This window comes from Caulobacter sp. B11 (genome assembly GCF_002737765.1).
Taxonomy (GTDB): Bacteria; Pseudomonadota; Alphaproteobacteria; order Caulobacterales; family Caulobacteraceae; genus Caulobacter.
This window is the reverse complement of sequence record NZ_PEGG01000203.1, coordinates 1-6,288: the sequence shown is the minus strand read 5'-3', so window position 1 is coordinate 6,288 and position 6,288 is coordinate 1. Positions and strand designations below refer to the sequence as shown.

The following is a 6,288-nucleotide window of genomic DNA, read 5'->3' as shown; positions in this document are numbered from 1 at the left end:
CGCAAATGTGCTAGACGCGGGCGCATGACCTCTACGCCGCTCGACAAGATCAGAAATTTTTCCATCGTGGCCCATATCGACCACGGGCAAGAGCACGCTCTCCGACCGCCTGATCCAGGAGACCGGGGGCCTGACCGCGCGCGAAATGACCGCCCAGGTTCTCGACAACATGGAGATCGAGAAAAGGAGCGCGGCATCACCATCAAGGCCCAGACCGTGCGTCTGGAATACAAGGCCGATGATGGCGAGACCTACATCCTCAACCTGATGGACACCCCCCGGCCACGTCGACTTCGCCTATGAGGTCTCGCGCTCGCTGGCCGCCTGCGAGGGTTCGATCCTGGGTCGTCGACGCCAGCCAGGGCGTGGAAGCCCAGACCCTGGCCAATGTCTATTCGGCCATCGACAACAATCACGAGATCGTCCGGTCCTCAACAAGATCGACCTGCCCGCCGCCGAGCCCGAGCGCGTGCGCGCCCAGATCGAGGACCTGATCGGCCTGGACGCCAGCGACGCGGTGCTGTGCAGCGCCAAGTCCGGCATCGGCATCCACGATGTGCTCGAAGCGGTAGTCAAGCGCCTGCCGCCGCCCCAGGGCGACGAGAACGCCCCGCTCAAGGCCCCTGCTGGTCGACGCCTGGTACGACGCCTATCTCGGCGTGGTCGTGCTAGTCCGGGTCATCGACGGCCGCCTGAAGGCCGGCTATGAAGATCAAGATGATGCAGCACGGCTCGGTGCACCTGGTCGACCGGGTCGGGGTCTTCAAGCCGAAAAACACCCCCGTCGAGAGCCTGGGCCCCGGCGAGATCGCTTCATCACCGCCCAGATCAAGGAAGTGGCCGACGCCGCCGTCGGCGACACCATCACCGACGAGAAGAAAGCCCACCGAAAAGGCCCTGCCCGCTTCAAGGGACGTCCAGCCCGTGGTGTTCTGCGCGCCTGTTCCCGGTCGACGCCGCCGATTTCGAGGACCTGCGCGCCGCCGTCGGCCGCCTGCGCCTCAATGACGGCAGCTTCACCCTACGAGATGGAATCCAGCGCCGCCCTGGGTTTCGGCTTCCGCTGCGGCTTCCTCGCCTGCTGCACCTGGAGATCATCCAGGAGCGCCTGAGCCGCGAGTTCGACCTCGACCTGATCGCCACCGCCCCGTCGGTGGTCTACAAGATCCACATGCGCGACGGCTCGGAGATCGAGCTGCACAACCCCGCCGACCTGCCCGACCGATGCACATCGAGAGCATCAGCGAGCCCTGGATCAAGGCCACCATCTTCACCCCCGACGAATATCTCGGCGGCGTGATCAAGCTGTGCCAGGACCGTCGCGGCCAGCAGCGCGAGCTGTCCTATGTCGGCAACCGCGCCATGGTGGTCTATGACCTGCCGCTCAACGAGGTGGTGTTCGACTTCTATGACCGCCTGAAATCGATCTCCAAGGGCTATGCCTCGTTCGACTACCAGGTCGAGGACTACAAGACCGGCGACCTGGTGAAGATGTCGATCCTGGTCAATGCCGAACCCGTCGACGCCCTCTCGATGCTGGTCCACCGCGACCGCGCCGAGGGCCGGGGCCGCGGCATGTGCGAGAAGATGAAGGACCTCATCCCCCAGCACATGTTCGTCATCCCCATCCAGGCGGCGATCGGCGGCAAGATCATCGCCCGCGAAACCGTCCGCGCCCTGCGCAAGGACGTCACCGCCAAGTGCTACGGCGGCGACGCCTCGCGCAAACGCAAGCTGCTGGACAAGCAAAAGGCCGGCAAGAAGCGCATGCGCCAGTTCGGCAAGGTCGAGATCCCGCAGGAAGCGTTCATCGCGGCGCTGAAGATGGACGAGGATTGATCTGGGGCTGAGCGCCCGCCAATCGGAGTGTTTTGGGCGCCCTCGTCAGCGGAAGCTGGCGGGGGCGTTTTTGATCCATCGCCGACGTTGGAATGGCCGCTTTCGTCCCATCGCCAATGCGAATCAGCGATCTCCTTGGGAGGGGAAGCGATTGCTTTAGGTTTCTTGCCATACGTCCATTTATGGCTAGTGGCTGCCGTCGGGTGATTAGGCCCGGATGAGCGGTCTGCTAGACAGCGCAACTGAGCCCGCATAGGCTTCTTGCCGTGCTTTTGGCGGTTGTTAGCCTGCGGGAAAGAGAGGGAGGCGATGCGTAAACCGAACGAATACACCTTCCGTATCGACGCCTTCACGCCGGATACGCTGCCAATGTCGAGGCTTGCGCAGTATATCTCTGCGCTCGCTGAGCTGGTCGGGTCAAAGGACGCGACCCATTTTGATCGCGTGTTCAAAGGAAGCGCCAAACTAGCTTGGCGGGTCGAAGATCAAGACGCCCCGAAAGTGGAAAGGCGGCTCTTAGCAATCCGCACCGGACAACCAGCGAAGGACGCAGAGCGCGCCTTCAAGTCGATTGACGACATGCTGGCTGAAGATAATGCAATTGCTGAACTGATGAGCCCGACCGGCGATGTGGTCATTCCCTTCCCTGGACGAACCCGTCCAAAGTCGCTTGTCTTTCCCGCGTTCACCCAAGCCGGATCGATTGATGGCCAAGTTGTCAGCATTGGCGGCAGGGACAAGTCCGCACACGTTATCCTGCAAGATGGTCCAATTGCCTACTCGAATATCGAGCTGAAGCGAGACGTGGCGCGCTTGCTTGCGCCATATCTCTACGGCCCCAAGATAAGGCTTTTCGGCAGTGGGCGATGGGAACGAACACTCGATGGTTCGTGGAAGCTCCTTCGCTTTTCGGTCGATAGATACGACGTCCTCGACGACACACCGCTTGCCGAAGTGATCGCCGATATCAGATCGCTTTCGCCCGCGTTGGCGCGCGACGAAAATGTCTATGACGAGTTGATGGACTTGCGGCTTGGGAAGGATGAAATTCATTGATCCTTCTCGACGCAACCGCGTTCGCTTTGCTGGTCAATAAGAACGCAAAGCCGCCTTGGAATCCTGAGACTAGAGCGCATGTGTCGAGGTCCGCTGAGCGCTTCAAATTCCTAGAATCCGAAGTTCAACGGAATAAGGACACCATCGTCATTCCGTCGCCCGCACTTGCTGAAGTTCTTGTTCGACTTGAGGACGAGGCTGGAGCGGTTCTGGACCGGATTAGCCGATCTGCCTTCTTCAAAGTGGTGGACTTCGACACGCTCGCTGCCATCGAGGTAGCGGCGATGACGCGCGAAGCCATACGGGCAGGCGACAAGAAAGCCGGTTCGCAGGCCGTATGGCAGAAGGTCAAAATGGATCGGCAAATCATCGCCATTGGTAGGGTGATGAATGTCAAAACGATCTACTCTGACGACACGGGCGTCGGGACATTCGCCGCAATGCTTGGAATCCCGGTCGTGAGGACTTGGGAAATGCCACTTCCACCGCAGGACGCCCAAGCCGGACTTTTTGACGCTGTGAACGAAGATGAAGAACTGCTCGCAGAAGCCGACGCGACCACCGCAGAAGGCAGTAGCCCCCTCTAGACTCACGCCACCTACATTCTCGGCGGTTAGGCTTGGATTCTCGATACTTCAGATCGCCTTCCTGAGATTTAATCATACTCAGTGAGCGGCGGTCTTGAAGCCCCGTTTCCGGACCGGTGCTCAAAACTGCCTCAGGCGCTCCCACGACACTATACGGTTAATTCAGATCGAGAATGCGGATATGCCCTTTGAACGAAGCTGAGATGATGTGACGTCTCAGGCGACGAATTCCCGATATCCGCTCGCGAAGAGAACTCCAGATGTCCAAAGCTGCACGACGATTTCCTGGGGAGAAAATCGGTTCCTGGTCACTCAATGAGAGCATAGGGGGGGTGGAAACGGTGTGGTTTGGAGGGTCTCCCGAGAGGGAGAACCCGACAGAGCTCTCAAAATCCTGCGCCGACTCAGTCAGACCACCCGCAGCCGTTTGGAGGCCGAGATCAAGGCCCTTGAGATGGCCAAGCATATCGATGGCATTGTTCCTCTTCTTGAGCATGAAATACCCCACAATGCGGATAGAGGGCCCCAATGGTTCGTGATGCCCCTGGCCGAGCCGCTGGCCTCTGCATTCAGATCCCAGAGCGCGATCGATATCGTAAGCCCGTTTGTCGCTCTGGCCCGCACACTGGCTGAGCTTCACGAACTCGGCATCCATCATCGAGATATCAAACCTGCTAACCTTCTGACGTTGAATGGCAGGCTCTGCTTCTCTGACTTTGGTCTCGTGAAATATCCAAAGCGTATGGACATCACGCCGGCGCAAGGAGACGTCGGGCCCAAATTCACAATGGCACCAGAGATGAGACGTGATGCTGCGAAAGCGGCGGGTGGGCCGGCAGACGTGTATTCGCTAGCTAAGACGCTCTGGATTGTACTTACGGGGCAACCTATGGGCTTTGATGGACAGTATTCTCCGATCAGTGTTCTTGCTCTGAGCAAATACCATGGTGAAATACTTACAAGTCCTCTTGATGAACTGCTGGCAGAATGTACAGATAATGATCCGCGCGCGCGCCCTTCCGCCACTGAACTGGCGTCACGCCTTGAAGACTGGATCAAACTCCAAGAGGATTTTCATCGACGGAATCTGACAGAGTGGATGGTCATCCAGAACCAGCTGTTTCCCTTCTGCTCGCCAAGCCGGGCTACTTGGACTGACATCAAAGATATCTGCGCTGTCCTGCGCCTTGCCTCTCAGACTAGATCCTTGAACCACATGTTTTACCCCGACGGCGGGGGTAACACGATCAACTCCATCACTTTTGCCGCTGAGGCTGGCTTTCTCAGGATCCATGCGCTGTCAGTTGCGATCGTCAAACCACAGAAGCTGACCTTCGAGTCGTTTGGGCCAGCGTCAGCCTGGAACTACTTCAGACTTGAGGCGCATAGCGTCGCGCCTCTCTCGGTCGATGGTGGTTATATTGATCTTGAAAAAGGTCTTGAGATCTTCTGTGAGCTGACGCCCGGTCAATACGTGTCTTTGAGAGCTTGGGATGATGATGAATATGCTGGTGAGCCCCTTCCGGCAGGGGCAAGGCCTGTTACCCGGTATTTGAGCGGATCTTTCGTGATTTTCAGCACGAGGTCGCCCTATAACCTAGATCCTACAACCTACGACGCTCGACACAACAGGATTAGCGAAGACGATTTTCGACATTACATCGCCAGCCATATAGTGACTTAGCAATTGGTTTGCGCTGAAAGCCCGTAAACAGAGCTGGATACTCGAACTAGTCGAGGTAACTATTCTGATCTGAACGGACAGATTAAGGTGCCAGTGCACTTATATCAGCGAATACTTTGAACCGTTGCCGGAGACTCCGACCAAGTTGGCCTCCTGTCGAGCGGCGAGCTTGACGCGAGCACCGTCGCCACCGTCCCAGTTTGAGGTCTCTCACCATAGTTCTGACGTTAAACCCGCAGGCAGCCCCGCAACCCGCCCCCAAGATCGGTGCGATCCTTAAATCTCCTGGAGGCTGCAGCGTGCAGGACGGCTCAGGTCAGTCAAGGCCGGCCCTCCGGGCCGCCGCCGCGCGGCCGGTCGCAGACCGGGCCTTGAGTGACCTGAGCCGCCCTGCGATCGTCTCGCCGTGAGATGTAAGGATGGCTCTGCCCAGCGGGGCGGCGGCTTCGCCGAGCGATCCGGCCCGCCTGAGTTCACATGGGGCGACGCAGGGGATCCCCCAAACTCTATCCCCGCCTGTCGCCAGAACTTCCCCCGCCAAATCAACACCCTACCAAAAACTCCGCCACCCCAATCCTCCGCGCTCAGCCCGGCCGCATACTCTGAGCCATGACCGATCACAGCTCAGAAACCCCGCCCACCTATTTCCGCCTGTCGCCGGCCTCGTGGGCCGAGATCGGGAGGCCTATCGCAACGGCGCGCGCGCCAAGGAGCTGTCGGCGCTGTGGAAGGTGTCGCCCGGCAGCATCTATCGCCATGCCCAGGTCGAGGGCTGGACCAAGAAGGTCAGCGCCGACACTGTCGCCCGGGCCCATGTGGCGGCGCGGCGGGCGGAAGCCGACGAGCGGCGCGCGGCGGGGACGACGCCGGTTCGCGCGCGGCGCGCGGACGGGGTGGCGGCCAGCGGTCCGCCGCCGTCGCCGGATCCGGCCGACCTGCGGGCGGCGGCCCTGGTCCGGCTGGCCAGCGCGATCCATGAGGGGCGCGACCACGAGGCGTTGCGGCTGTCGGCCCTGGCCCAGCGGCTCGAGAAGCTGGGACCCGCCCTCGGCGGCGCCGACGCGCGGATCGTCGATCCGGGCCGTCGTCGCCCCCCAATGGCGGCTGGCCCGACGACGGCGG

The 6,288-nt window shown here is 60.2% G+C and carries 7 protein-coding genes and 1 pseudogene; all 8 read left to right on the top strand.

Annotated elements, in window-relative coordinates:
* The coding region (locus CSW58_RS15170) for a GTP-binding protein (RefSeq protein ID WP_369825139.1) at positions 1-303 on the top strand (303 nt) is incomplete at its 5' end.
* 13 nt (positions 304-316) lie between these two features.
* On the top strand, positions 317-709 hold the full coding sequence (locus CSW58_RS15165; RefSeq protein WP_369825140.1) for a hypothetical protein: 393 nt from the start codon (positions 317-319) through the stop codon (positions 707-709).
* Between the two features lie 127 nt (positions 710-836).
* Entirely contained in the window at positions 837-1,112 is a 276-nt protein-coding gene (locus tag CSW58_RS15160) for a hypothetical protein (RefSeq protein WP_236627739.1), read from the top strand.
* A 112-nt stretch (positions 1,113-1,224) separates the two neighbouring features.
* Positions 1,225-1,839, top strand: coding sequence for a hypothetical protein (locus CSW58_RS15155; protein ID WP_236627738.1), 615 nt, complete (start codon positions 1,225-1,227; stop codon positions 1,837-1,839).
* 309 nt (positions 1,840-2,148) lie between these two features.
* Positions 2,149-2,895, top strand: coding sequence for a hypothetical protein (locus CSW58_RS09030; RefSeq protein ID WP_143755143.1), 747 nt, complete (start codon positions 2,149-2,151; stop codon positions 2,893-2,895).
* Complete coding sequence (locus CSW58_RS13750) at positions 2,892-3,482, top strand: hypothetical protein (RefSeq protein WP_143755142.1); 591 nt, start codon at positions 2,892-2,894, stop codon at positions 3,480-3,482. The genes CSW58_RS09030 and CSW58_RS13750 overlap by 4 nt, the downstream gene beginning before the upstream one ends.
* Before the next feature lie 343 nt (positions 3,483-3,825).
* Positions 3,826-5,166, top strand: a complete 1,341-nt coding sequence (locus CSW58_RS09020; RefSeq protein ID WP_099447063.1) for a protein kinase — start codon at positions 3,826-3,828, stop codon at positions 5,164-5,166.
* A 665-nt stretch (positions 5,167-5,831) separates the two neighbouring features.
* Positions 5,832-6,288 (top strand): annotated as a pseudogene (locus tag CSW58_RS09015) (hypothetical protein); the annotation flags it as partial.